Annotated in this window: 22 protein-coding genes; 12 read left to right on the top strand and 10 right to left on the bottom strand. The window is 46.1% G+C overall.

What is annotated here, in order from left to right; translation table 11 throughout:
• Nucleotides 1-65 precede the first annotated feature (65 nt).
• The gene (locus AC23N5_RS02630) at nt 66-758 is read right to left on the bottom strand and encodes a response regulator transcription factor (RefSeq protein ID WP_487754670.1); all 693 of its coding nucleotides are present in this window, start codon (nt 756-758) and stop codon (nt 66-68) included.
• A gap of 7 nt (nt 759-765) precedes the next feature.
• Nucleotides 766-2,523, bottom strand: a complete 1,758-nt coding sequence (locus AC23N5_RS02625; protein ID WP_487754375.1) for a sensor histidine kinase — start codon at nt 2,521-2,523, stop codon at nt 766-768.
• A gap of 188 nt (nt 2,524-2,711) precedes the next feature.
• Here AC23N5_RS02625 and AC23N5_RS02620 point away from each other — a divergent pair, with 188 nt between their 5' ends.
• Entirely contained in the window at nt 2,712-3,596 is an 885-nt protein-coding gene (locus AC23N5_RS02620; RefSeq protein ID WP_183978130.1) for a T9SS type A sorting domain-containing protein, read from the top strand.
• Nucleotides 3,597-4,026: 430 nt separating this feature from the next.
• Here the strand turns inward: AC23N5_RS02620 and AC23N5_RS02615 are convergent, their stop codons facing one another.
• The 6 genes from AC23N5_RS02615 to AC23N5_RS02590 all read right to left on the bottom strand — a co-directional run bounded on the left by AC23N5_RS02615 (nt 4,027) and on the right by AC23N5_RS02590 (nt 6,887).
• Nucleotides 4,027-4,389 carry a hypothetical protein gene (locus AC23N5_RS02615; RefSeq protein ID WP_487754374.1) on the bottom strand — a complete coding sequence of 121 codons (363 nt, stop codon included), beginning with the start codon at nt 4,387-4,389 and terminating at the stop codon, nt 4,027-4,029.
• A gap of 262 nt (nt 4,390-4,651) precedes the next feature.
• Nucleotides 4,652-5,041, bottom strand: a complete 390-nt coding sequence (locus tag AC23N5_RS02610) for a hypothetical protein (protein WP_487754373.1) — start codon at nt 5,039-5,041, stop codon at nt 4,652-4,654.
• A gap of 87 nt (nt 5,042-5,128) precedes the next feature.
• Nucleotides 5,129-5,269 carry a hypothetical protein gene (locus tag AC23N5_RS02605; RefSeq protein ID WP_164490139.1) on the bottom strand — a complete coding sequence of 47 codons (141 nt, stop codon included), beginning with the start codon at nt 5,267-5,269 and terminating at the stop codon, nt 5,129-5,131.
• Between the two features lie 24 nt (nt 5,270-5,293).
• Nucleotides 5,294-5,734, bottom strand: a complete 441-nt coding sequence (locus tag AC23N5_RS02600; RefSeq protein ID WP_487754372.1) for a hypothetical protein — start codon at nt 5,732-5,734, stop codon at nt 5,294-5,296.
• Nucleotides 5,735-5,999: 265 nt separating this feature from the next.
• Entirely contained in the window at nt 6,000-6,389 is a 390-nt protein-coding gene (locus AC23N5_RS02595; protein ID WP_487754371.1) for a hypothetical protein, read from the bottom strand.
• Nucleotides 6,390-6,416: 27 nt separating this feature from the next.
• Entirely contained in the window at nt 6,417-6,887 is a 471-nt protein-coding gene (locus tag AC23N5_RS02590; RefSeq protein WP_122932620.1) for an Lrp/AsnC family transcriptional regulator, read from the bottom strand.
• 183 nt (nt 6,888-7,070) lie between these two features.
• On the opposite strand from AC23N5_RS02590, the gene AC23N5_RS02585 reads away from it, so the two are divergent.
• Together AC23N5_RS02585 and kbl are read left to right on the top strand one after the other, a co-directional pair.
• Nucleotides 7,071-8,015, top strand: a complete 945-nt coding sequence (locus tag AC23N5_RS02585) for an NAD-dependent epimerase/dehydratase family protein (protein WP_183978138.1) — start codon at nt 7,071-7,073, stop codon at nt 8,013-8,015.
• A 4-nt stretch (nt 8,016-8,019) separates the two neighbouring features.
• Nucleotides 8,020-9,213, top strand: coding sequence for a glycine C-acetyltransferase (gene kbl / locus AC23N5_RS02580; protein ID WP_487754370.1), 1,194 nt, complete (start codon nt 8,020-8,022; stop codon nt 9,211-9,213).
• Between the two features lie 122 nt (nt 9,214-9,335).
• Here the strand turns inward: kbl and AC23N5_RS02575 are convergent, their stop codons facing one another.
• Nucleotides 9,336-10,208, bottom strand: a complete 873-nt coding sequence (locus tag AC23N5_RS02575; RefSeq protein ID WP_487754369.1) for a helix-turn-helix domain-containing protein — start codon at nt 10,206-10,208, stop codon at nt 9,336-9,338.
• A 122-nt stretch (nt 10,209-10,330) separates the two neighbouring features.
• On the opposite strand from AC23N5_RS02575, the gene AC23N5_RS02570 reads away from it, so the two are divergent.
• The 6 genes from AC23N5_RS02570 to AC23N5_RS02545 all read left to right on the top strand — a co-directional run bounded on the left by AC23N5_RS02570 (nt 10,331) and on the right by AC23N5_RS02545 (nt 17,559).
• Nucleotides 10,331-12,004, top strand: coding sequence for an alpha-L-fucosidase (locus tag AC23N5_RS02570; RefSeq protein WP_487754368.1), 1,674 nt, complete (start codon nt 10,331-10,333; stop codon nt 12,002-12,004).
• A 52-nt stretch (nt 12,005-12,056) separates the two neighbouring features.
• Nucleotides 12,057-13,283: an enolase C-terminal domain-like protein gene (locus tag AC23N5_RS02565; RefSeq protein WP_487754367.1), complete on the top strand. Its 1,227-nt coding sequence runs from the start codon at nt 12,057-12,059 to the stop codon at nt 13,281-13,283.
• Nucleotides 13,284-13,295: 12 nt separating this feature from the next.
• Nucleotides 13,296-14,060, top strand: a complete 765-nt coding sequence (locus AC23N5_RS02560; RefSeq protein WP_487754366.1) for an SDR family NAD(P)-dependent oxidoreductase — start codon at nt 13,296-13,298, stop codon at nt 14,058-14,060.
• 5 nt (nt 14,061-14,065) lie between these two features.
• Nucleotides 14,066-14,419, top strand: a complete 354-nt coding sequence (locus AC23N5_RS02555; RefSeq protein WP_487754365.1) for an L-rhamnose mutarotase — start codon at nt 14,066-14,068, stop codon at nt 14,417-14,419.
• A 160-nt stretch (nt 14,420-14,579) separates the two neighbouring features.
• Nucleotides 14,580-15,824, top strand: a complete 1,245-nt coding sequence (gene fucP / locus AC23N5_RS02550; RefSeq protein WP_487754364.1) for an L-fucose:H+ symporter permease — start codon at nt 14,580-14,582, stop codon at nt 15,822-15,824.
• A gap of 16 nt (nt 15,825-15,840) precedes the next feature.
• Nucleotides 15,841-17,559, top strand: coding sequence for an alpha-L-fucosidase (locus tag AC23N5_RS02545; protein WP_487754363.1), 1,719 nt, complete (start codon nt 15,841-15,843; stop codon nt 17,557-17,559).
• A gap of 129 nt (nt 17,560-17,688) precedes the next feature.
• On the opposite strand, the gene AC23N5_RS02540 is transcribed toward AC23N5_RS02545, so the two are convergent.
• Complete coding sequence (locus tag AC23N5_RS02540) at nt 17,689-18,834, bottom strand: LacI family DNA-binding transcriptional regulator (protein WP_487754362.1); 1,146 nt, start codon at nt 18,832-18,834, stop codon at nt 17,689-17,691.
• Between the two features lie 292 nt (nt 18,835-19,126).
• Here AC23N5_RS02540 and AC23N5_RS02535 point away from each other — a divergent pair, with 292 nt between their 5' ends.
• From AC23N5_RS02535 to AC23N5_RS02525, 3 genes are all read left to right on the top strand, one after another.
• Nucleotides 19,127-22,144 carry a SusC/RagA family TonB-linked outer membrane protein gene (locus tag AC23N5_RS02535; RefSeq protein WP_487754361.1) on the top strand — a complete coding sequence of 1,006 codons (3,018 nt, stop codon included), beginning with the start codon at nt 19,127-19,129 and terminating at the stop codon, nt 22,142-22,144.
• A 290-nt stretch (nt 22,145-22,434) separates the two neighbouring features.
• The gene (locus AC23N5_RS02530; RefSeq protein WP_487754360.1) at nt 22,435-23,919 is read left to right on the top strand and encodes a RagB/SusD family nutrient uptake outer membrane protein; all 1,485 of its coding nucleotides are present in this window, start codon (nt 22,435-22,437) and stop codon (nt 23,917-23,919) included.
• 108 nt (nt 23,920-24,027) lie between these two features.
• Nucleotides 24,028-25,947, top strand: coding sequence for a cellulase N-terminal Ig-like domain-containing protein (locus AC23N5_RS02525; protein ID WP_487754359.1), 1,920 nt, complete (start codon nt 24,028-24,030; stop codon nt 25,945-25,947).
• Nucleotides 25,948-26,010: the final 63 nt, after the last annotated feature.

Genomic DNA, 26,010 nt, shown 5'->3' with positions numbered 1-26,010 from the left:
CTCTGCATGAAGTTACAAACCAGACCAGACCTATAAGGTTTTTGAAACCTTATAGGTCTAAAACCTTATACATCTTCCAGCAACTTAAACCCTTCGCCGTGGAGGTTCATAATTTGAAGCGCAGGGTCGTCTTTGAGGTATTTTCGTAGCTTGGTAATATAGACATCCATGCTTCGGGCATTGAAGTAAGAATCATCTCCCCAAATCAATTTTAACGCAAAACTGCGGTTGATGGGTTGGTTTTTATTTTCGCAAAACAACTTCAATAAACCCGATTCTTTGCTAGTCAGCTTCTGAGGAACGCCGTTTCTCGTGAGTAATTGATGGTCTGCGTCGAACGTATAACTTCCCAGTTGAAACACACTCGGCTGAGCCTCCAACGTAAAAGTTGTTTTTTGATAACGACGCAGTACTGCCTGAATCCGAAGCAGCAATTCTTCCATACTAAATGGCTTGGTGATGTAGTCGTCGGCGCCTACTTTAAAACCCTGAATCGTATCTTCTTTCATGCTTTTGGCCGTCAGAAAAATGATGGGCACGTCTTTGTCGGTCAGGCGAATTTCTTTGGCCAATGAAAACCCGTCTTTTTTGGGCATCATTACATCAAACAAACATAAATCGTACGTCCCGTCTAAAAATGCCTTTAACCCCGCATTCCCGTCGGTGGCTAATTCTGTTTTATAGCCTTTACTGATGAGGTATTCTTGTAAAAGTTGCCCCAAATTCGGGTCATCTTCGGCCAAAAGAATGCGGGTGATGGGTGGTTTAGTCATGTTTCAATGGCAATTTTACAGTAAATGTACTTCCTTTTCCTAGTTTACTTTCCACGTCGATAGCTCCACCGTGCGCTTCCACCATCTTTTTGACGTAGCTCAGGCCAAGGCCAAAGCCTTTTACATCGTGAATATTTCCCGTCGGAACGCGGTAGAAAGGGTCAAAAATTTTGGTTTGTTGCTCTTTGGTCATTCCGCGCCCCTGGTCGCTTACGCTTACATAGACAAAATCATCGTCGTTGTGGGTGCCAACAGCAATGTGAGGCGCTTCGGGCGAGTACTTGTTGGCGTTATCCAGCAGGTTGGTCAAAATATTGGTCAGGTGCAGCTCGTCGGCTTCTACCAGTTCGTTGGTGGCCTCAAAACTCAGTTCGATTTCGCCCTCTCGTTGCTCTAATTGTACACCCAAATTGTTGAGCACTTTTTCAATCACGTCATGGATGTTTACTTCGGTAGGTTTGAGTTTGATTTCGCCACGGTCGAGGAGCGCCATTTGTAATACCTTCTCTACGTGCCCACCTAAGCGCTGCGTTTCGTCTCGAATGATGCCCAAATACCGCTGGATTTTGGCTTTTTCACTTTGCGGCGTTTCTACTTGTTCGCGGGCCATGCTCACGGCCAACGAAATCGTCGAAAGCGGTGTTTTGAACTCGTGGGTCATGTTGTTGATAAAATCATTTTTGACATCCGAGAGTTTTTTCTGCTTCAAAATGGTCGTCACGGCCACGTAAAAACATCCCAAAATCACCAATAATAACAACGCGGAGCTAATCAGCGTAAAGCTCATGTTTTGTAAAATAAACGCTTGCCGTTCGGGAAAATAAACCAGTAGCTGACTCGGCAGCGTATTGATTTCGTTGGGAAATAAACTCGCCCGAAACAGCTCGCTCCCCGTCGTGTCGGGGCGGTAAGCAACGGTTGAGAACAGCACATTCGACTGATTGTTGTTTTGAATCGCAAATTCATAAGGCAGCCCAATGCCGCGTTCGGCCAACGATTTTTTCAACAACGAATCAATCATCAAACGGTTTACGCGCTGCTCCATCGGGCGTTTGCTAAACAGCAGGTCTTTGAATACATCTTTCAGCAAATCAGTCTGCGAAGCCAGCGTTTTTGATTTTGCCTCGTTTTCGTCACGTATTGCCCTTTTTTCGAGGGGGTGACGGGCTTTTTGCACCGACGAACGCACCGTCATCATCACCGAGCTATTGCCGAGCGTATCAGCGGGTATTAGTACCCGCCCCATTTGGTCAAACCACGCTTCAAACATTCGTTCTTGTTCGGCGTGAATCCGCAAAAACCGCTCAATATGCGGCAATTCGTCGTTGCGTTGTCGTAAAATTTCATTGATAAGATTGGCCTGAAAATCAGTCATCGACCGATTGCGCGGCGTCAGTGCGTCGGTCGGGTTGGTGCCCGTCAGGTTGCCATCTCGCCCCGCCGAGGCCGTGTATTCGTCGGGCAGTCGGTGCTTGGGTGTTTGGGTTTTTTGGGCCAAACGGTTCTTATTCAGCGCTTCCAGTTTACGCTGCTGCTGTTCGATTTCCTCGCGTTGTCGAATCAAATAAATGATTTCCTGTTTTTCCAATTTACGGACGACATCCTGCAACGCATCCGAGACTTTGAGCTCAAACTGCTCATTGCGCAACGCCAACGCACTCGTAATCCAATACCATTGAAACCCCATCAGACTGAGCGCCGCCAGCCCCATCAGAGAAATCAATAAGCGTATTTTTTGTTTCGTCATCATTTTTTTTCCAACTCATGCAACGTTTCGTTTCCCAACCCCGACCTTCTAAACGTATCCGTCGATTGTGCATTCAAAATAACGCAATTCGGTCAACCCTTTAACACATTTTAAGAAACTTTAACACGGTCAACGTCTGAAAGTTGCCGAACTTTCGGAGCCAATTCACCAATTAACAACCAAGCAATCCTATGAAAACAAACATGACTTTTTTTGCGCTGGTAGTAGGGCTGGGAGTAGCCACTACGGCAATGTCGCAAGACGTTAAGAAAGAAGAAAAAGCCGCCGACAAAGACAAAGTGACGATTCGCGTGCGGATGTCGGAGGAGAAAGACGGTAAAGTAGAAACGTTTGAGCGGACTTATACGTACAACGGTCTTTCGGAAGAAGAACGTGAGAAGAAAGTGAAAACCATCATGGATTCGCTTCGCAACGACAGCAAAGCCGCCGCTAATCGCCGTTTAAGCGTTGAAATTGAGGAGGGTTCGAGCGTGTTACGTGACAGAGAGCGTTGGGGCAACCAAGAACAGATTACCGTTATCCCAAAAGATGGCCGCAAACGCGACGTGCAAATTTATCGCTACGAGCAGCCGTCTGACCGACGCGAGCGCAATGGTGATCGCAAAAGCGAACGTACGTACGAGTTTAAGTTTGACGACGAAGCCTTTGCCGACCGTATGCAGCGGGTTGAAAAGCGGATTGAGCCTCAGATGCGTAAACTAGAGCGTAACATGGAAGAATGGAGCCGCGATTTTGAACCCAAATTCAAGGAGTTTTGGCACGGCGACATCAACATCAGCGGTGCAGGAAAACCTGCTTCCATCCGTGGCCTAGAGGCGTATCCTAATAACCCCGAAAAAAATGAATTGAACGTTCGTTTTTACGCCCCCGCTAAAGGCGACGTGACCATCTCGGTAACTGACACCAAAGGCAAACAAATCGCTAAAAAAGAAGTGAAAGATTTTACGGGCGATTACGTAGGTCAATTGGATTTGGGGAAAAACGTGAAGGGTACTTATTTTATTAGTGTTGTTCAGAACGAAGACGGTACTGTGAAGCGTATTGTGGTAGAGTAAAAAAATAACTATTATAATGGCTATATGAAAAGGCGATTCCTCAAAAGAATCGTCTTTTTTATGTAAACTAAAAATATTATTTAATAATCGAAAACTTCCTCGGGATGATTTCTTTTGGAGTCTCCATTCGGACGGAAGTACTGAACAGTTACTTTTCTTCCAGTTGGATTGGGGTACAATTCATAAGATATTGGGCGCGCAATCTGAACCTAAATTCGGGCTTCTTTTTTGAATTCTATCCAACCTTCATTGGTCAATCGTTGAGCATCGGCCTGAAGTTTTAAGTTCTTATCTTTTAAATACACAGGCTCATACTTAGCTTTCTTAGCATATAGAAACCCTGAAAATAAAAGAAAATAACATATTGAATATAAGTATTTTATGTTGAAATATGTGGACATCTCAGTGAAATTTATAAGTGAAACAAAAATTAAGGATAGCTACGAATAGCCGTTAATTCAATATGGAAGGAAGGAATAATAGGCTGTATTCCATCTGGGAGACAGGGAGCTTTAAGTAATCCACTTATCTGATAATTACCAGTATCAGGAGGAGAGGCCGCCAAACCATTTAGAAGTGTTCTGTCACAAGCACTCGCAAAGTAACTTACATAATTAGGGTCGCGATTTACAAAAAATACAAAATCGCCTAAGAACTGTACTGGTACATCTCGAATTTCCCTTATAACGGGGGAGTCACACCCACAATCAGGCTCGGGGTCTTCCTTCTTACAACTCACGCTCATCAGCAGCACAGCAGCGGCGTATAAAAATGGTTTGACTAATCGTTTCATGTTCATACGTTGTTTTTTAGTGTGAATTTTTTGTTACTAGAATGAAGGGTGTTTCATAGGCAGCAGCATGTAAAAGGGTGGATGGATGGCCAAAGGTACGTACTATGTTTTTAAAGTCAATATTATTTTTTTAATGATTTAATAAACGGTAATTGTGTAAGTATATAAAAAGATAAGTATTTGGCTGTGAGGGGTAATTAGTTTTCTTACATGCTAGATAAGTTAAAGGGAGTGTTGGGCACTATTTTACGGTTTTGAAGATTTAGTTGACTTTCTCGATTTTGTGAATTTGAACATAATATACATGCATGCCAACCGCGATAACAGGGCAGTTGATGCATTCAAACACTTTACCCCAAACACGGTATTTGAAAAGCTGGGGTTGCCCATCAATATAGGTTGACTCCAAATTTTCTATGTGTGGCAAATCGCTTTGCAGCACACAAAATCCAGCATAACCAAAATTTTCAATCAGTAAACCTGCCGGCTGTTGAACATCCGCCTTGACATTATCTAATGATCTAATAAAAACCAATTTTTGCGGAGATGGGCCACAACAAGAGCCGTCGTCGCAGGGGTCTTTTCGTTCGCAACTCACGCTCACGAGCATCACTGCCGTGGCGTATAAAAATGGTTTGACTAATCGTTTCATGTTCATACGTTATTTTTTTAGTGTGAAATTTTTTGTTACTAGAATGAAGGGTGTTTCATAGGCAGCAGCGTGTAAAAGGGTGAATGATCAATTGATATGCTCGTCTATCTGCTTTTGGTAGGTATCTTTGTCTTTTTGAGCCGAAGCTGACACCATAGATATAAAAGACAGCCCAATAAGGAGAAGGGTATTAACAACTCGCAATGAATTTTTAAATACTTTTTTCATAACATTGAAATTTAAAATTTGATTTTATTTGGGAAGCATCATGAAATCGTACTGCGTTTTTGAACCAATTTCTGCAGGACAACAATAATCTATTCGATTGCGGTCTTTGTAAGAAAAATAACCACGGTATTTCAAAGTGTACTTTAATTTATCAAAATACCTATTTAGTACAGTTATTTTGTGATAACTATTAGGAACATCAATCGTGGTATAGTAGTAGCCTTGTTTATCAGTATAAATTATCTTGAGTTCATCGGCATTAGAAGCAACTCCCCCTTTTCCTCCAGTAATCATAATTTGCACACTATCTACAGGCAATTTAGTATCGTTATCGGTCACTGTACCAAAGACGGTGGTTGTTCGGCTTTTAAAGGGGCTGGAAAAGCAGCCTTCTGTCAGGAGTAGCACAGCGGCGGCGTAGAGGAGCCCCTTAGCCCCTAAGGAGGGAATAACTAATCGTTTCATGTTCATACGTTGTTTTTTTAGTGTGAAATTTTTTGTTACTAGAATGAGGGATGTTTCATAGGCAGCAGCGTGTAAAAGGGTGGATGGATGGCCAAAGGTACGTACTATGTTTTTAAAGTAAATATTGTTTTTTTTAATGATTTAGTAAACGGTAATTGTGTAAGTATATAAAAAGCTAAGTGTTTGATTGTGAGTGGTAATTAGTTTTCTTACATACTAGATAAGTTAAAGGGGGGATTGGGTACTATTTCACGGTTTTGAAGATTTAGTTGACTTTCTCAATTTTGTCAATATGGAAATATTTCAATGTCCCTATTACAGCACTAGGACAGCTATCACAACTATACAATCTCCCCCAAACTCGGTATTTGAAGGGCTGAGGATTTCCTGTATAAAAATTATAGCTTTGTTGTAACTTACCGTCATACAGAGATTGTTGCTGATAACAAATTAGAGGTTCACCTTCTACATTTTCAATAATTAAACCGCTAAAACCTACATCAGCCCGTGCATTTTCTACAGTTTTGATGTAGCTTAGTTTTTGGCCAGTGGAACCGCAGCAAGAGCCGTCGTTGCAGGGGTCTTTTCGTTCGCAACTCACGCTCATCAGCATTACTACCGTGGCGTATAGAAATGGTTTGACTAATCGTTTCATGTTCATACGTTGTTTTTTAGTGTGAAGTTACTTCACCGTATAACTCCAACTGTGCTTGATGACTTTAAGTGAAAAGGTACTATTGAGCGTACCTATATTTTCAATTTTTGATAATTTGTTTCGGACAAAGTTATGGTATTCGTCCAAACTCCCTACGTTGATTTTTAACAAGAAATCCACTTGCCCCGCCATGTGGTAACATTCCTGTACTTCTTCTAATTTTTGAATTTCTTCTTCAAAACTCTCAATAAACGCCTTGTCGTGGTAGCGCATTGATACTTGGCAAAAGATGGTAATCGGCTGCCCGAGCAAGTCTTTGTCCAAAATAGCCACGTACTGTTTGATAAACCCAAGCTGCTCCAAACGCCTGATTCGTTCATAAACGGGCGACAAGGTAAGGCCCAATCGGGCGGCCAATTCTTTGGTTGTGAGCTTGGCGTCGGCCTGCAAAAGCCGTAGAAGTTTTTTGTCAATATCATCGAGCGATTCGAGTGCCATAAAATTTTCTTTTTATCCTATCTCAATTAAATCCTGTTTAGCGAAATTTTCTTTAAAAATAATAATATTCAGTAAAATTAATGGATTTTATTGGAATATATACGTCAATAGTAGTGTCTGTATAACTTTGTGCCGTTAATTATACTTCATCAAAAGTTAAAAATCAGCTAAAACGCCACAGTTATGAAACAGGAAACGATTTTAGTGATTGGCGCAAATGGTCAGATTGGAACGGCATTGTTGCCTCATTTACAACGCCTCTACGGCTGGGAGAATGTCATCGCAAGCGACCTCCGAGCGGGAGAAAACCAACAAGCGATTTTTGAACGCCTAGACGCCACCGACGCCACGATGCTCGCCAGCGTTGTGCAGCGTTACCGCGTTACTCAAATCTATCATTTGGCGGCGATTCTTTCGGCCAAAGGCGAGGCCGACCCGCTTTGGGCGTGGAACCTCAACATGCAAACCCTGCTCAACGTGCTGGAAGTAGCTCGCCTCCACCAAGTCAACAAAGTATTTGTGCCGAGTTCTATTGCGGCTTTTGGCACGCAAGCCCCCAAGTACGAAACGCCTCAATCGGCCCTTCTCGACCCCTCGACGGTGTATGGCATCAGCAAAGTGGCCGCCGAAAACTGGTCGGTTTATTACCACAAACGCTATGGCCTCGATGTTCGCTCGTTGCGCTACCCAGGCGTCATTAGCTACCAATCCATGCCAGGAGGAGGCACTACCGACTACGCCGTTGCCATTTACCACGAAGCCATTCAAGGCAACCGCTTCGAGTGTTTTTTAGCCGCCGACACGTTGTTGCCCATGATTTACATGGACGATGCCCTCCGCGCTACGTTGGAACTGATGGAAGCGCCCGAAGCGGCCATCACGGTACGGACGTCGTACAATTTGGCGGGAATGAGCTTTACCCCCGCCCAAGTAGCCGCTTCTATTCAGACGTATTTTCCTGATTTTCAGGTTGACTACAAACCCGATTTCCGTCAAGCGATTGCCGATTCGTGGCCCAAAACCATTGATGATTCGGTCGCGCGGCGCGATTGGGGCTGGAAACCCCGCTTCGATTTGCCCAAAATGACGAAAGAAATGATTACCCACCTCACCGAAAAAGTTATCTAAACGTATGTACGCAAGCATCAAAAACGAACTCCAACAGGAACTAAACGCCCTCAAAGAAGCAGGGCTTTATAAATCAGAGCGAATCATTGTATCGCCCCAATCGGCCGAAATTACTGTTCAGAATGGCCGCGAAGTACTGAATTTTTGCGCCAACAATTACTTGGGTTTGTCGTCTCATCCAGAGGTGATTAAGGCCGCTCACGAAGCCCTCGAAACCCACGGTTTTGGCCTTTCGTCGGTACGGTTTATTTGTGGGACGCAAGACATTCACAAAGAACTTGAGCGCCAAACGGCGGCTTTTGTGGGAGCCGAAGATTGTATTTTGTACGCCGCCGCGTTTGATGCCAACGGTGGGGTTTTTGAGCCGTTGTTGGGAGAAGAAGACGCCATCATCTCCGACGAACTCAACCACGCATCCATCATCGACGGGATTCGTTTGTGCAAAGCCAAACGTTTCCGCTATCAGCACAACAACATGGAGGATTTGGAGGCACAACTCCGCGCCAGTGCCTCGTGCCGCCGCCGATTGATTGTCACCGATGGCGTGTTTTCGATGGATGGCACCATTGCGCAATTGGATAAAATCTGCGACTTAGCCGACCAATACCACGCATTGGTGATGGTGGACGAATGCCACGCCAGCGGTTTTATGGGCAAAACTGGTCGCGGAACGCCCGAACACAAAGGTGTGTTAGGTCGTATCGACATCATCACTGGCACCTACGGCAAAGCCTTGGGGGGCGCGTCGGGCGGCTTTACGGCGGCTCGTAAAGAAATCGTTGAGTTGTTGCGTCAGCGTTCGCGGCCGTATTTGTTTTCCAATACCCTCGCGCCATCCATTGTGGGTGCTTCGCTCAAAGTATTAGAATTGTTGCGCCAATCGACGGCCCTGCGTGATAAACTCGAAGCCAATACCCGTTATTTCAGAGAGGCCATGACGGCCGCAGGTTTTGATATTTTGCCAGGCGAACACCCCATCGTGCCCATTATGTTGTACGATGCACCCTTGGCGCAGGAGTTTGCCAAGCAGCTATTGGAAGAAGGCATTTACGTCATCGGCTTTTTCTATCCCGTCGTTCCCAAAGGCAAAGCGCGGATTCGGGTACAGATTTCGGCAGGCCACGAGCCAGAGCACTTGCAGCGCGCCGTCGAAGCGTTCGTGAAAGTGGGTCGGCGTTTGGGCGTTATTGCTGGCTAAACTTTTCCCCGCAGATGCACGCAGATTTAAAACCGCAGATGGTCGCAGACTACTATCAGCGCTATTCTGCGGGTATTCCATCTGCGCCAATCTGCGGGGAAAAAATGGATAAAAAAAGCAATTCAACGTAAAGTACTCATCTGAGCCCGAAATTCCCTGGGCGTACGTTGGTGTATTTTTTTGAACGAACGGTTGAAATACGACACGTTACTGTAACCACTCTCAAAAGCTACTTGCGTAATCGGCAAGTCAGTTTGTTGTAAAAGCTGACAGGCAAAGGCGATGCGTACTTCGTTTAAAAAATCTGAAAAAGTGCGGTAAGTAAGGTTTTTGAAAAAACGGCAAAACGAATGCAATTGTAACCCTGCCACCGAAGCAGCCTGCTCAATGGTGAGGTCTTCTCTGAAATTCTGTTGAATGTACTCCATCAATCGCGAAACGCGGTTCTGATTTTTATCCGTAAAAGTAGAAAGCAAAGGGGCTCTATTGAGCCAAATCATGTCTTCGGGGTCAAGCAAAAGCACCATAATCTGTAAGAAAGAGGCCAACAACTGCATATTCTTGCTGTTTACCATGTCCTGTAAATAGCCAATAATAAGCTCCTTTTTCTTCCCAGAAAAGCTAATTCCTTTTTTAGACTGCACAAAAAACTCTTCCAACAACTTTGTGTCCACAAAAGGCTTCAGGTATTCCGTCAGTGTAGTGGGGTTGATGTACAAAGCCACTGACACCGCAGGCTCGTGCTCGCTTGCAGCGTTAAATTCACTGTACCATACGTGAGGGACATTGGGGCCAACAAAAGTTAAATCTCCGCACTCAAAACGTTCGATGGTTCCCCCAATAATCCGAGTACCAGCACCCGATAAAATATAAACCAGCTGACATTCATTGTGAAAGTGGAAGTCGGTAGCAAACGACGACCGTACAATTTGCTTCACTACAAAGGGCTTTTGAGCCGTAGTAAAATCGGGCAAAAGGGTGTAAGTAGCTTTCATTTTTGCAGGGGTGGTTGGTTTTTGCAAATATAGTATTGATAAATAGCAACCAAAAATAGGTTTTTGCCAAAAATCGCCCATTATTTTGTGCAATTCCTTTGACTTACCTATTCTCATTTTCAATGAAAAAGCTTTTTATCATCCTTTGCCTATTTGCCCATGTACAAGTCTCGGCACAACAGTTGGCTAAACCTTCTGCTGTTCAGTATAAATGGCAGGAACAAGGACGCATTATGTTTGTCCACTTTGGGGTGGCAACTTGGCTCGGTCAAGAATACGACGAAACGGGCGAATTTGACATTTCCCGCATCAACCCCACCCAACTCGACACCGACCAATGGTGCCGTGTGGCCAAATCGTGGGGCGCTAAAGAAATCATTTTTGTGGCCAAACATGCGGGTAGTTTTTGCTGGTGGCCTACCCATACCACCGAGTATTGCGTCAGGAATATTCCGTGGAAAAATGGCAAAGGGGATTTGATAAAAGACTTGGCAAGTTCCTGTAAAAAAGCGGGGTTAAACTTGGGCATTTACATTTATCCTGGCGACATCAAATGGGGCGCAGGGCTCGGAAGTGGAGGAATCACCAAAGACCCGTCCAAACAGGAAGCGTACAATAAAATTTTCAGACAACAACTTACCGAGGTATTGGCCAATTATGGCGAGATGCTCGAAGTATGGTTTGATGGCTCGTGTAAGGTGCCCGTGAGCGATATTTTACAAAAATATGCCTCCAAAGCGGTCATTTTTCAGGGCTCAGATGCCACCATCCGCTGGCCAGGCACCGAAAGCGGCATCCTTCATTATCCCGTTTGGAACTCCCTCCAAGGAAAGGTTTTAAGGTCGGGGGTAGCAACCCAATACGACGATGACCCCGACGGCGATGTTTGGGCGCCTTTGGAGGCCGATGTCACTTTGTACAACCATAATTGGTTTTGGTCGCCCAAAAACGAAGCCAAACGCCGCTCGGTGGACGAGTTGATGGAGATTTTTTACAAATCGGTTGGCCACGGAGGTACGTTACTGCTCAACTCTAACCCCGATACAACGGGGCTTATCCCAGCGGGAGATGTAAAAAGATATGCTGAATTTGGGGCAGAAATCAACCGTAGGTTTGAGCGTCCCTTGGCGGAAGTAAACAACAAAGCCGCGAAAGAAGCCGTCTTGTCGCTCGAAAAACCAACGAAAATCAATCACTTGCTATTAAAAGAAGACTACCGACAAGGCCACCGAATCAGAAAATACGAAGTGTGGGGACTTGTCAAAAACAAGTGGGAGAAACTGACCACAGGTAGCTCAATCGGGGTGACTAAAATTGATTATTTCGACGATGTTGAAGTCACGGCGATAAAACTAAAAGTAACCGAACACAAAGGCACTCCCCTGATTCGGAGTTTGGCGGTCTATTACGTAACTGGCTTTGAACTCCCAAAAGCGGAGAAAGAAGCCAAAGAGTACACCATTTTGCAAGAATGGGATACCAAAGATTTTGTCAACGGTAAAGGCCAAATGAGTATTGATTTAGGAAAGTACATTACCGCCCCAGGCCAATACGAAGTAAGTTTTACCAATGCCGTTAGCGTGACGGGGATGTGGGTAGAAAAAGCGGAAATTATTTTTGATAAAGACCCCAATACATTGCAGGAATTTATCCAACGAAAACCCAAAGAGAACGTGTTTTTTATCAACCGAACAGGTCAGATTGATAAAGGAACAAGCTCCATCCTAAAAGTAGAAATGCGTTCAGACAACAAGTCGTTTCAGAATAAAGGCTTTGTCAAAATCAGAAAACGTTGAGAAGGAAGTAATTCGTTAAAGAAATAGAAACCACTATATCCTCACAACAGTTATGGTTATCTCTGCGATTCAGGTACTTGACCGACGTTTCGACCTCCCCAATGGGTCGGGTTCCGATGCAACCCACACCAATCCCCAATATGCCTATGCGGTTTGTGTGTTAAAAACCGATACCTCTCTGGAAGGAATAGGGTTGGCTTTTACCTTGGGGGCGGGCACTGAGTTGGTTTGCCAAGCCATTCAATTTTTATCCGAAAAACTGGTAGGTCAGGAGATTGAAGCCTTAATGGCCAACTTCGGGACGACCTATCGCTCACTGGTTGACTCCCCTTCTTACCGTTGGTTGGGGCCGCACAAAGGCGTTGTTCATTTGGCATTGGCTGCGATTGTCAACGCGTGCTACGACCTTTGGGCCAAATCGCGTCAGGTTCCTCTTTGGAAACTATTGCTGGACTTATCGCCCGAAGAGCTTGTCAATACACTGGATTTGAGTTATTTAGAAGACGAGCTTACGCGCGAGCAAGCTATTCAATTACTCAATGAACAGTATAAAACGAGAGAAAATAGAAATTCGGTACTCACGACTGGCTACAAAGGCTACGATACGTCGGTCGGTTGGTTTAATTTTTCGGATGAACTTATCGTTGAAAAAACCAAACAGGCCCTCGACAAAGGTTTTACGGCGCTTAAACTCAAAGTAGGTTCTGATGACCCCCTCCGTGACCTCCGCCGAGCCGCGTTGATTCGGCAAACGGCGGGAGAGGCCGCCACCATCATGCTGGATGCCAACCAAAAATGGAATGTACCGCAAGCCTTGGATATTTGTCAGCGGCTGGGCAGTATCAACCCGTATTGGATTGAAGAACCTACGCACCCTGATGATGTTTTTGGGCACCAAGCCATTGCCCGAGCCATCGCCCCTTTCAAAGTAGCCACGGGTGAGCATATTCCCAACAAGGTGATTTTTAAGAACTTTCTGCAAGCCAAAGCCATGGATTTTTGTCAAGTAGATGCCGTGCGCGTAGGGGGTATTTCGGAGTTTTTGACGATTAGTTTATTGGCCAAAAAATTCAATATCCCAGTGTTGCCACACGTCGGAGATATGGGGCAGATTCATCAGCATTTGGTGCTTTTTAATCACATCGGAATGGGGCACGAAAACCTGTTTTTAGAGCATATTCCGCATTTACGCTCCTATTTTGTGCATCCTGCCAACATCGTTGAAGGCTATTATCAAGTGCCGCAGGAAGCAGGCAGCAGCAGTGATTTGAAACCCTAAGCCACCAAAAACATGACACTATTGACCCATAAAGTAATTTTTCTCACGGGAGGTGCTTCGGGCATTGGCGAAGCTTGTGCTGAAGCGTATGTAAAGGCGGGTGCTCGGGTTTTGGTGATGGACAAAAACGAGACTTCTTTGAATCAGTTAATGAGCCGTTTAGGAAATGAACACGCTGGTTTTGTGGGAGACGTGCAACGGGAAGCAGACGTAAAATCAGCGATTGAAACGGCCCTTGCTCGGTTTGGAAAAATAGATGTGATACATAACAATGCTGGGATTGCCAGTCCTTCAAAACCGCTCGACCAAACCACCGAAAACGAATGGGATAGCTTGTTTTCCATCAACCTGAAAAGTGTGTATTGGACGACCCGTTATGGCATCGAAGCCCTGAAAGCGACCAAGGGCTGTATTTTAAACACCTCCAGCATGGTGGGAACGATGGGGCAGGAAAATCACGCGGCGTACGTGGCTACCAAAGGCGGTATGAGTGCCCTGACCAAAGCCATGGCCTTGGATTATGCTCCTTTTGGCATTAGGGTCAACGCCATTTGTCCTGCGGGTGTATGGACGCCCATGCTGCGAGATTGGGCAACCCAACAGCCTAATCCAGTGGCCATTGAGAATTATTTGGACAACATTCACGCCCTTGGCTACTGCCCCGAAGGCGACGTCATTGCGGATGTGGCGGTGTTTTTGGTTTCTGAGGCCGCTCGGTTTGTAACGGGCTGTATCATGCCCGTAAGCGGGGGAGCTGAGTTGGGCTATAAAAAATAACGAAGATGAACACACACAGAACTTGTTTGGCGCTCGATTTGAAAGACGACGACGAACTCATTGCACAATACGAACACTTTCATCAGCCCGAACACATTTGGCCCGAAATTCCCCGAGGAATCAGGGCGGGCGGAATTGTGGACATGCAAATCTATCGCATCGGGACGCGGCTGTTTATGATTGTCGAAACCGAAGAAGGCATTGACGTGAATACGGCGTTTGAAGCCATTGGTAAAATGCCTCGACAGCCAGAGTGGGCGGCTTTTATGGGGGGCTTTCAACAACGGTTGGCCGATGCGAAACCCCACGAGCATTGGGCGGAAATGAAACCTATTTTTATGTTAAATGAAGTTAGCTGAGTAGGTTTATTTTTTTACCCGCAGATAACCGCAGAATTACAAACGCAGATTTCCGCTGAAAAAGGACTGAAAGAAGCCATTATTCTGCGCCCATCTGCGACTTTCAATCTGCGCTCATCTGCGGGCAAATTTCAAAGAAACTTACCTGACACTATAATGAATGCCTAAAGTGAAAAATCGCAATCAATTTCTGGTGCCACTTTTGGTGGTCATGAGCCTGATGTTTATCTGGAATTTAAGCCGAAACATCAACGATGTGCTTATTCCGCACCTCAAAAGAGCTTGTCAATTGACTGATTTTCAGTCGTCGCTGGTGCAGTCGGCTTTTTTTGGCGGGTATTTTTTGTTGGCCTTACCCGTGGGCCAATACATCCGTCGGTTTGGGTATCGGGCAGGCATGATTACGGGGCTTTTCATGGCGGCATTGGGCGCATTTTTATTTTTCCCAGCGGCCGAAACCCGCTTTTATCCGCTTTTTTTGGCCGCTTTGTTTATCATGGCCGCAGGTTTCACCTTTCTGGAAGTGACCGCCACACCTTATGTCTCGGTTTTGGGTGATCCCGAAAAAGCCTCGGGTCGGCTGAGTTTGGCGGCGGCCGTGGGTTCGGTTGGTGCAACCATCGGCCCCTACATTGGGGCGGTGTTTTTGCTTCATGCCACTGATACGCCCGAAACGGCGGTTCAGCAATTTAGCCCGAGCCAATTAGCCGATTATCTCAACGCCGAAGCCCAATTGGTCAAAATGCCTTACCTAAGTTTGGGGGCTTTGTTTATGGTATTGGGGGGAGTGTTATTTTTTATCAAAATGCCCGCCATTCATGAAGAAGGAGAAGAAAATGTGCAGTTAAAATCCATTTTTAAGTTTAAACATACGGTGCTGGGCGCACTGGGCGTATTTTGTTATTTGGGTGCCGAAGTCGGGATTGTCAGTTTTCTAATTCGTTATTCCAAATCACTGAATATTGAGGGAGTAGGGGAACAGAAAGCCGCGTTGTTTATTACCTTATTTATGGCGCTGGTCTTGGTGGGGCGCTTGGCAGGGGCGTATTTTCTGCAAAAAGTAAATCCCTCCAAAGCGTTGATGGCCTGTGCGTTGGGAGCAATTACGCTGGTTACAGTCGCTATTTTGAGTACTGGTTATGTTTCGATTTTTTCTCTTTCCATCGTGGGGCTTTGCACGTCGGTGATGTACCCCATCTTGTTTACGTTAAGCATCAAAAATTTGGGGGCTTATACCAAAACAGGTTCGTCGTTGATTATCATGAGCATTGTAGGGGGAGCCATTGTACCTCCGCTTATGGGACTCATTTCTGATATGTACAGCATTCGCTTTGCCTTTGTGCTACCCATTTTGTGTTATGCTTACATTTTATACTACGCCCAAAAAGGTCATATTATCCGATAGTTAAACGCCATTTTCAATGAAAAAAACATCCGTCATTCTCCTGCTTTTTCTAATTGCTTTTAACGGTATTGCTCAAAAAAACAGTTCAAAAGAGCAGCGCCTAAAGTGGTGGCAAGATGCCAAAATGGGCTTGTTTGTCCACTGGGGGCCTGTGTCACTGATTGGGAAAGAAATCAGTTGGTCGCGCAATGGCTACGGTAAAAGCAAGTACGATTCGTTGTATTTGAGATTTAACCCCAAGCAATTCAACGCCAAAGAATGGGTGAAGCTGGCCCAGGCAGGGGGGATGAAGTACTTGGTTTTGACGTCAAAGCACCACGACGGTTTTTGCCTTTTTAATACCAAAACCACGTCTTACAATAGCATGAACAGCCCTTTTGGAAGGGATGTTTGCAAAGAACTTGCCCAAGCTGCCCACGAAGCAGGAATGCCCATTGGCTGGTATTTTTCGGTGGCCGACTGGAAAGACCCCGATTGTCGTAACCCCAAAACCAACGATATTTTTGCCGATCGGGTGGAGGAACAAGTTCGTGAATTGTTGACCAACTACGGAAAAATTAGCTTGTTATGGATAGATTACGAAGGCTCGCCCAGCCCAATTCACCCCAAAAGAGTGTTTGATTTGGCGCGTACGTTACAGCCAGAAATCATCATCAACAATCGGCTCGAACCTTTCAATCCCGACGAGTCGCACGCTCGGGTAGGGCCTTACGCCGACTATGCTACGCCCGAAGGTTTTGTGGCTGGCTATGGTGCTGTGCCTTGGGAAACCTGCACCAACATGGGGCATCAATGGGCGTGGCGGTTCAACGATACGCCGCGCAGTTTGAAGGAATCACTGCACACGTTGCTTCGATGCGTGGGTGGAAACGGCAACCTTTTGTTCAACATCGGCCCCGACAGTTTGGGCGTTTTTCCCAAAAACTTTGTCGCACGGGCAACCGAAATGGGCAATTGGCTAAACAAAAATGCGGAAGCCGTTTACCAAACCAAAGGGGGGATTTATACGCCGTCAAAAGACTACGTGAGTTCGTACCGAGGAAATAAATTGTATTTGCATGTATTGAACAACACGGGCGACGAAATCAAACTCCCGCCCATGACCGCCAACGTCAAAAAAGCCTCTTTATTAGACGGAAGCACTGTTTCATTCGTACAAACCAAAACCGACGTTACCCTGAAACTCCCCCAAAAGGGACGCGATTCCATTGCTACCATTGTGACGCTTTTGTTGGATAAACCCGCTTCGCAATTGGGGCAAATTATTCCTTTTACAACCACTCATTCATTGGCGTACGGCAAAAAGGCAACGGCTTCGAGCGCGTTGGGGGCTTTTTTGCACGACCCTTCGGCGGCTTTTGATGACAACCCTGCCACGCACTGGAAAATGGGGCGACGTACCGACGTTGATTTTGAGGCGTATTATGGAAAAGACGTACATTATCAGTCAGAAGCGGCTTTCAATTTATTTCAGAACAAAGGGTGGCTGGAAGTTGATTTGGGTACTAAACAAACGGTTAAACAGCTTAAAGTGAGTGAAGCGGTGTATCAAAAGTCTCAAATTAAAGGCTTTGAAATTCAGTACGAAAAAGACGGTCAATGGCTGACGCTGGCCCAAGATGAAAAAATGGGCAATTGGAGTAAAGATATTAGCCCCGTGGTTGCGCAAAAGTTTCGGTTGGTGATTTTAGATTCCTACGGTTTTGCAGGAGTTAGGGAGTTTCAACTGTTTTGAAAAGCATATTGTAGAGAATTATGTTTTCCCCGCAGACTTTCGCAGATTTTAAAACCGCAGATTTACGCAGAACTACCATCTGCGCCATTCTGCGAGTTAAATCTGCGCCAATCTGCGGGGGAAAAAACCTCAACAATTCACAGAAGACCCGCGCACAACCAACCTTGTAGGCAACTGATAGGTTTCGATGCGGGGGTTTTCCATTTGTTCCAACAAAATCCGCGCGGCTTGTCGCCCCATCTCCCAAACGGGCTGCTCGACGGTCGTAAGTGGCGGCTCAATGATGGCCGAAATGGGGTCGTTGCTAAAACCGACAATGCCTAGTTCTTGCGGAATTTTAACGCCACGGCTTTTAGCCACCAACATGATTTCGATGGCCGTAGGGTCATTGATGGCAAAAATCGCGTCGGGGGGCTGCGGAAGACTCAACAGGTAATTGGCATAAATCCGCGCTTTTTCTTCGGTCAAGTCGTAGTGAATAATCAACTCATTGTCCACGGGCAGGCCGTGTTTTTGCAGGGCATCCAAGTAGCCTTTCATCCGTAATCGGCTGACCAACAACGACACGGGCCCCGCCAAATGCGCAATGCGTTGATAGCCTTGCTGTACCAAATGCTCCACCGCCTGAAACGCTCCCGCATAATCGTCCACGATGACTTGGGGCGTATCCAGTTCAGGGCAAACACGGTTAAAAAACACCAAAGGCACTTCTTTCCGAAGCACCGTCCGAAAATGATCCACGTTGTTGGTTTGGGTAGTGACCGACACCAGTAAACCGTCCACACGGCTGTTCATCAAGGCTTTAACATTGGCTACTTCGGTGTCGTACGACTCATCTGATTGGCAAATCATCACGTTATACCCTGCTTTTGACAAAATTTCTTGCGCTCCCATGATGACGGTGGGAAAGAAGTAATGCCGAAATTCTGGCACAAGAATCCCTACGATGTTTGTCCGACTTTTCAGAAGTGCATTGGCCAAAGGATTAGGCTGATACTCCAATTGTTGGGCCAAATCCAGAATCATTTTGCGCGTTCCTTCGTGTATGTCCGTATGCCCCCGCAGCGCCCGCGACACCGTCGATTTTGAAATTCCTAACTCATTGGCAATATCAATAATCGTGACTTGATGCCGAGGTTTATTTTTGCGATTTTCGACGGCTTCGGGTAGCGTAAAATGATAATCGCATGCCTTACAAAAGTAACGTTGCTTTCCTCGCACAATCCCCGATTTTTGAACAAAATCTATTTGTCGGCATTTTGCGCATTTAATCATAACTTCTTGTACTTTTTTAATTTTTTGCTTCTTCTTCCCAAATCTATCTCTGCATCGGGATACTCCCAAACAAAGACGTATAGGTAGTTCAATTACTACTATCGCTACCAGTTTCGGGAAAGTTCCCGATAGTTTTTGTGGTTAAAATTCAATTTTTTCTGTTGATTATTTAAAATCACCTCCTAATTTCCCTCAAAATCGTCATTTCAATAGCTCATAGGGCATTTTGATAGCCGATGATTCAAACCCTTAAAAATTGTATATTTTCAATTTATTAAAACATTCAAATCCTATGCTGGGAAAATTACGAATATGGTTGCTTGTAGTAGGTCTTGTGACCCATGCTTACGCCCAAGACCTGACCATCAAAGGAAAAATCACCGACAATTCGGGAGATGGACTTCCAGGAGTAAATGTGACGGTAAAAGGTACGCAGAAAGGAATTGTTTCTGATGCTGAAGGCAAGTACCAACTCAGTGGGGTTCCTACCAAAGCAACGTTGGTGTTTTCGTTTATTGGTTACCTCAAACAAGAAATTGAGGTAAATAATCGGACTGTGATAGACGTGGTACTTGAAGCCGACGTCAAGTCCATCAATGAAGTGGTTGTAGTAGGATATGGTACGCAGCGAAAAATCGAAACTACGGGTTCGATTGCCTCCGTTAAATCTTCGGATTTAGTGCAAACACCCGTTGCCAACGTGGCACAGGGGCTACAAGCGCGCGTATCGGGGATTCAGATTAACCAAAACTCAGGCTCTCCAGGCGGAAATGTCAGCGTCCGAATTCGCGGTACCAACTCCATCAACGGAACTTCTGAGCCGCTTTACGTGGTGGACGGAATTCAGATTTCTAACGGTGGAGGTATCAACGACGTGAGTCCGCTTTCGACCATCAACCCCAATGATATTGAGAGCGTAGAAGTGTTGAAAGACGCCTCCGCATCGGCTATTTACGGAGCTCGTGCGGCCAACGGCGTGGTACTAATCACCACCAAACGCGGTAAAAGCGGCGGAACGCGCGTGACGCTTGATAGCTATTTTGGGGTTCAAAAAGTAACCAAAATGCTGCCCGTGCTCAATGCCGCCGAATTTGCCCAGCTAGAAAATGAAGTGTTCAAAAATAGCTATTACAAAGACCCTGCGTCGTTGGGGGAAGGTGTCAATTGGCAAAACCTCATTTTCCGTGAAGCGCCCATTCAAAACCATCAATTATCCATCAATGGCGGTAATGAAAAAACCCAAGTAGCGCTTTCGGCCAATTATTTTGACCAAGATGGAATTATCATTAGTTCCAATTTCAAACGGTACTCGTATCGACTAAACCTCGACCATAAAATCAGCAATCGCGTCAAAGTCGGGACGAGTATTTTGGGCAGTTATTCGGTCAACTCGGGGATTCAGACGGGTTCGACCAGCCAAGGTGATGCCGACGTCGTAACGGGTACCATCTTGGGTGCGGCCATCGGTGCACCGCCCACCTTGAAACCTTATCGCTCCGACGGCAGCATTTTTCCCTTTGGCGAGCAAGAAGACGGGCGGTATCGTGAGGTGACGAATCCGCTTGGACTTGCAGCGGTGTTGAACAAAACCGCCCTCAAACGGACATTGGTGAATCTTTACGGTGAAGCTACTATTTTGAAAGGATTGACGTATCGGGCGTCTTTTAACGTGGATTTACAGAACAATATCAACGACCGCTATTCACCGCGTTCAATCGTTAGTTTGAGAGACTTAAACGACAATTCTGGTTCGGGTTCAAAATCCAATAGCAATTTCTTGGGACTATTGCACGAAAGCATTTTGACCTATTCGCAAACCATTGCCACAAACCATAGCCTGAAGTTTACGGGAGTTTTTGCCTCGCAAGCCGAGTTTTCTAATGCCAATTCTATTAGTGCTTCGGGTTTTCCCAACGACGCTACCCAAAACGAAGCGTTGCAACTCGCCCTCAACCGCACCGTCAGCAGTAGCCGTAGCAAGCAACGTTTGGACTCGTACATGGGTCGGGTAAACTATGGTTACAAAGACAAGTATTTCTTGGATTTGACCGCCCGCGTGGATGGTTCAAGCCGCTTTGGAGCCAACAATAAATACGGATTTTTTCCTGCCGTATCAGCCGCTTGGCGCTTGATTGAAGAGCCATTTTTGAAAAGCGCAACTTGGCTTTCTGACCTCAAACTACGGGCAAGCTACGGAATCACGGGGAACGCTGGCGGCATTTCGCCGTATCAGTCGCTAAGTACAGTAGCCGCTACGGGAAGCGATTATGTTTTTAACAACGCTTACGTGACGGGCATCAACCCAACGGGTATTGCTAACCCTGACTTGCGTTGGGAAAAATCAACCCAAGCCAACGTCGGATTGGATGTGAGTATCCTCAACAACCGCTTTAGCTTGATTGTGGATGTATATGATAAAATTACCCGCGACTTGCTGTATATCAAAACGTTACCACTTTCTTCGGGTTATGCAAGCATTACGGGAAATTATGCTTCGTTGGAAAACAAAGGGGTTGAGTTTGCGGCCAATGCGCGCATTTTGGACGGGCCACTCAAGTGGAACGTATCGGCCAATTTGACCCGCAATCGCAACAAAGTACTCGACCTCGACGGAGGTACCACCACGGAGCGTTTTATCACGAGCTACACTATTTTGAAAGTTGGGGAACCGTTGGGATTAATCAAATCGTATATGTTCGACGGCATTAATCAAACGGGCGAAACCATCTTGCCAGGCTACGACGGGCGTTTGGGTGGTCATAAAGTCAAAGACCTCAACGGAGACGGCACCATCACTTCTGCCGACCAAACCATTACGGGGAACCCTAATCCCAACTTTATTTTTGGTTTCTCTACCAATTTGTCATTCAAAGGCTTTGATTTGAGCGCTTTCTTGTCGGGTTCGCAAGGCAACGATATTTACAACCTCAGCCGTTTGTCGTTCGAAAACCCACTCGGACAGCGCAACTTGTTGAAAGGCGTTGTCAATCGCTGGTCGCCCACCAATCCAAGCAACCAGTACGTCAGTGCTGCGCAAGGAGGACGTTTGCCCGTGAGCAGTTATTACGTAGAAGACGGTTCGTACATTCGTTGCAAAAACCTTACCCTTGGCTACACGCTTCCTGCCATCAAAGGCGTACAAAATATTCGGGTGTATGTCTCTGGAAATAACTTATTTACCCTTACCAACTACAGTGGGTTTGATCCCGAAGTAAATACGTTTGCAGGTTCTAATACCGTCATTGGTATCGACAACTTTGTGTATCCACAAGCGCGTTCGTTCTTGGGCGGTATTCAAGTTACGTTTTAAGTATCAGGTCTTAAGTGAGTTGACGAAATCCAACCGAATAGGCTAATGCTTTAACCCCATGCCTTTAGGCTGGGGACTATTAATAGAGTATTAGTAGGGCTTTAGCCCTGATTTTTGACATCTTACAACAAAAGAGTCAAGGCTAAAGCCGAGAAGGTTGCGGAGATATTTACCCCAGCCTAAAGGCGTGGGGTTTCAGGAGATTCGTGTTCATTTACCAATAAAATTCAGCGTGATTGACTATTTAACAATCACCTATTAATTGAACTAAAAAACTTCGTACAAGACATATGAAATCAGTAACCAAAAAGCTCTTCTTTTTACTCCCTCTTTTGGGGCTGGGGAGCTGTAGCTTAGACGAAACCATTTATTCCTCCATCTATACCGAGGCTTTTTATAAAACGGCCGCCGATGCCGAAAAAGGGCTTGTCGCTGTCTATGACCCTTTGGGTGACATGGGCGTTGGGCCTGCGCTCACCATTGTGTCCGATTTTAGCGCCGACCAGTCGTATCCACGGGCGGTAGTAGGTCGCAATACCCTGACGCTTTTTGCTTATGACGCCAATTACACCACCCAACGCACGGCAGGACGTACCAACGAATCGCCACAGCAAATTTGGGCGTCGTGTTACGATGGCATCGAAAAAGCCAATTGGATTATCGAAAAAGTGCCCGCAGCGGTCATGGACGAAACCCGCAAAAAACAAATCATTGGAGAAGCCTATTTTATGCGGGCGTTTTACCACTGGAATTTGGCCAAGAACTTTGGAGACGTTCCTGTCAAAACAAAACCAAGTACATCCGAAGCCGAAGCAACCATTCCCAAAAGCGCCAAGGCCGATGTATATAAGCAGATTTACAGCGACTTAGACCAAGCCCTCGCCGCAGGACTGCTCTCATATCCTGCTGTGGAAAAAGGTCGTCCTTCAAAGGAAGTTGTCAACGCCCTGTATGCGAAAGCGGCGCTGTACAACGAAGATTGGCAAAAAGCAATGCAAAAAGCCCAAGAAGTCATTAATTCGGGCAAGTACTCACTTATGCCCGATGTACGCGACGTGTATCGTTATGACAAAGAAGATGCGGCGCGGGTTGAAAACATGTGGGCGTTTGAAGTGGCACCCATTTCACCAGGGCGCGCTCACCAGCTGACGGGTCTTTGTGGCCCTCCAGGCAATGCGGGAGCAGATTACGCTCGCACGTCGTTTGGGTCGATGTTTGCGTATCAGTCATTCTTTGATTCGTTTGACCCCGCCGATAAGCGTCGCCAATTGCTAGACACAACGTACTTGGATAGAAGCGGTAAAACCGTGCCTCAACGCAGTATTACGCCGATTACGACGCAAGGGGTATTAATCAAAAAATACCAAGACCCGAACACCATCGTCGGACAGATACCGAACATTCCGATTTTGCGTCTGCCCGATATGTACCTGATTGCGGCCGAAGCTGAGGCTCGATTGAACGGAGCAACTGCTGTGGCGTATGGCTTTGTAAACATCATTAGAAAACGCGCAGGCTTACCCGATTTGAAAGCAGGATTGAGTAAAGATGCGTTCATTGATGCGGTGTTGCAAGAGCGTTCGTGGGAGTTTTTTGCCGAAGGTGATCGCTGGTATGACCTAACCCGCACCGACAAATTCATGAATGTCATTCCGAAAGCGGTGAACAACGTCTATCCAACGCGTACGCCAACGGCCAAAAACAAGTATTTCCCAATTCCATTAGACGAGATAAATGCCAATCCTAAGTTGGAACAAAACCCCGCTTGGAAGTAGTAAGTAGCGAAGCAATTGAAAAATGGACGTATGGAGTTATTAATCCGCGTCCATCTGCGTGGATTTAATCTGTGCCATCTGCGGGTAAAATTTAAAGCAACATTGAAAATGAAAAAGAAGCGTATCCTGTGTTTGTTGTACCTTATTGGCTGGGGGCTTATGAGCTATCCTCAAGCATTTGCCCAGATTTTGGTCAACCAAGCGGGGTATAATCGCGGAGAAGCAAAGCATTTTGTATGCTTAGGAGCCAAAGATGGAGCGAAGTTTAAAATTGTGAATACCGCTTCTGGTCGTGTCGAATTTCAAGGCGAAATTATCAACCAAGAAGGCTGGTTTACGGCTTTTAACCCCGTCTCCAAAGACGAATTTCAGGTCGAAATCGAAGGCTATAATGCCTCTGTTCCTTTTTGGATTGCCGACCACCTCATCGAAAAACTGTCGTCAAAACTAGGCTACGAGTTTTTTATTGATGTACGCGGTTCCGAAGACCCTATCAACGCCAATTTGCCCAAAGTCTATGGTGGAGGCCCTTCGCGCGACGGGGGAGCGTATGGCCTAGAAACGATTTTTGAATGCCTCCAGTACGCCTCCAATCCTTCGTTGTACGACCGTTGGAAAACCGAATTTGGGGACAAAAATACGCCCGATTTGATTGACTTGATTTTGTGGCACGCGGAGTTTGCCTATGCCCACGTGGCGTACCAAGGCCCTGTGGGCACTCGCCACGGCTCACTCGGCTACGAAGGACAACCGCGCATGAATTACGATTATTGGAACTTGCTCGACCAACTTTCGGTCGTTTGTGCCGCTTACCATGATTTTCTAAAGCCCTATTTGCCCCGCGAAAAATACCTCAAGTACCGACAAGTTTGCCATGAAAAATGGACGCAGTACGACCGCCACAAAGTGGTTCGCTACTGGACGTACAGCAACAAATGGGTGGATGCAGGTTTTCAGGAATTTAATGAAATGGGCAATGCCTACGGGCAGTCGGTGTTCAGCAATTTGTTCATGTATTTGTGCGAAAAAAACGAACCCGATGGCAAGCCGCAACAGTACCTCGCGTGGGCGCAAGAAAGTGCCAAAGACATCATCCAACACTGGGATTTCAACAACCCCCGCCACATGTGGTGGATTCGGAACGCCGAGCATATCACGCCGCAATCGTTGGCCTATTTTTTACTGATTGCTCCCGAGAAAGCTCCCCAAGGCACAAAGGAAAAATTGCAGGCTTGGGCTACGCACATGCACCAAAAAACCAATAATTTTTGGAAGTACCGCGTCCACAGCGAAACCGAATGGGCTCACCCCAAAACCAAAGAATTGGGCGGTGCTCCTGCCTTGGGTGGGTCGATGTTTGCCGTGGCGCATTTGCTCAACGACCGCCGCTTGCGCGACATCGGGTGGGCACAAGTCGATTTTGTGTTTGGGGTAAATCCCGTAGGTGCGCATTTGAGTAACAAAAGTCCCGAACGACTAGCTATCAATGGTTATTGGGAAGGCGTCGAGAAAGGTTGGCCGTCGGCTCATCCTAATGGCTACGGGATGCTGGGCAAAGTGCGCGGCACGCTTGATGGCTCACCGCTCGACAAAGATTTTCAGAAATCAGCCAGTACCACTCCGACGGGCAACGACCCCAAAGACTTGATTGGCAAAGATGCTTATGCCACCGAAGGCTGGTGTGTTTCGAACCGAGGCTGGCAGGCCACCCTGACGTTTTCGACGCTGGGTAGTCACCGAGTGACCCTTTTGGATGCTTCCGAAAAAGAAATCAAGCAAACCAAGGCGGAACAAACGGTAACTATTGAGCTAAAAGCCGCTTTGAACATGGACTGGAACAAGGTAGAAAAAGGGCTTGTCACGTTGAAAATAAACGGCAAAAAAAACGATACGTTAGAGGTAACCGAAACGGGTGAAAACACGGGTATTTTTAGGGCTACCTACAAAATCCCAACCGATTGTCGTTCGTTGGAGGTCGCCTACGGAACATTGGGTTTTGCCCAAAACGCAGCGCTTTTAATCAAATGAATTAAACAAAGTTGAGTGACAAAAAACAATACGATGACCAAAACAATACGCACCTTATTGGCA

It is taken from the genome of Runella sp. R5_40, assembly GCF_057652295.1.
This window is presented reverse-complemented; position numbering and strand designations above follow the sequence as displayed.